This is a genomic window from Arthrobacter sp. CAU 1506, from assembly GCF_005047635.1.
Lineage (GTDB): Bacteria > Actinomycetota > Actinomycetes > Actinomycetales > Micrococcaceae > Crystallibacter.
In genome coordinates, this window is record NZ_SUKC01000039.1 from 1 (window position 1) to 1,424 (window position 1,424).

Here is a 1,424-nt window from a genome sequence, read left to right on the forward strand (position 1 = left end):
GGCTCATCGGAATCGAGAGTGTAAATGCGGTCTGAATCCGCCGGCTTCGAGCAGTGATCTGGCGATGTAGTTGGTGAGGTTGCGGAATCCGAGGGCTGAGCCGCGAAGGTGCTCCAAGCGACCATTGATGGCCTCAGTAGGACCGTTGCTGGTGCCGGGGCGGTCGAAGAACGCGAGCACGTCCACGGCGCGGCGTTTCAACGTCCGGCCGAGCGTGATCAGCTCGGTGAGCGAGGCAGGAACCGAATGGCTGAGCGCATCGATCACCGCCTGCATCATGCGCTTGCCTTCCCTCTTGTCGGGTTCGCGGTAAGCGGCAACCATCCGTTGGTAGATGCCCCAGGTCGCCTCGACCTCAACGTGCCGGTCGTCAGCGAACAGTCCTGTCAGCCGTTCCCGTTGCGCCTCGGTCAGTAGTCCGGCGCCGGTGTGCAGGGTTCTTCTGGATTTGTAGAGCGGATCCTGGCTGCGGCCGCGGTGCCCGAGCGATTGCTGCTGTACGCGCTGCCGACACCTGTCCAGGGCGTCGCCGGCCAGCCGCACGACATGGAACGGATCCATCACCGGTGCCGCGTCGGGCAGCTCTTCGGCGGCTGCAGTCTTGAAGCCGGTGAACCCGTCCATCGCCACAACCTCGATCCCGTCCCGCCACTGCTGCGGACGGTCGGCCAGCCATTGCTTCAGCACTTGCTTCGAGCGGCCCGCGACCATGTCCAGCAGCCGGGCGGTGCCGGTTCCATCGCGTACCGGGGTGAGGTCGATGATCACGGTCACGTACTTGTCCCCGCGGCGGGTGTGCCGCCAGACGTGCTCATCCACACCGATGACCCGCACTCCGTCGAAACGGCCGGGATCCTCGATCAATACCCGGCGGCCGGCGTCCAGGACCGCACTGTTGGCCGTGTGCCAGGAGACTCCCAGACCTGCAGCGATCCGGTTGACGGTCAGGTGATTGACCACGATGGCCTCCAGTGCCCAGCGAAGCCCGCCGCGGGAAATCTTCGCCCGAGGCGCGGCGGCCTTCGACGTGTCCTGCCGCCAGACGTGTCCGCAGCCGGCGCAACGGTAACGGCGCAGCCGGACCAGTAGTGTCGTCGGCCGCCACCCGAATGGTTCGTGCGCCAGGGACCTGATGACGGTGTCTCTGGCAATTCCTTGGCATCCGCAGCCCCGGCACCACTGGTCCGGATCCGCGACCCGGCATATCAGCAGTGCCCGGTCAGGCTCCAGACGCTGGCCGATGACATCCAGGCCGAGGTCGTCGAGACGGCAGAACTTGGTCAGGTCAGGGGCATCGAAGGTAGCGTTGGACACGTCGAGGTCTTTCGGATGGGCAGTGTGAGAACTTCCATCATCGGAAGACCTCGACCTCTATCCGGGAACCGACGCGCCAACGCTATCTACACTCTCGATTCCGATGAGCC

At 65.1% G+C, this 1,424-nt stretch carries 1 protein-coding gene; it reads right to left on the reverse strand.

Going from position 1 to position 1,424, the window contains the following annotated elements:
- Nucleotides 1–3: 3 nt before the first annotated feature.
- Nucleotides 4–1,314 carry an ISL3 family transposase gene (locus E4J89_RS19280; RefSeq protein WP_136787825.1) on the reverse strand — a complete coding sequence of 437 codons (1,311 nt, stop codon included), beginning with the start codon at nt 1,312–1,314 and terminating at the stop codon, nt 4–6.
- Nucleotides 1,315–1,424 lie beyond the last annotated feature (110 nt).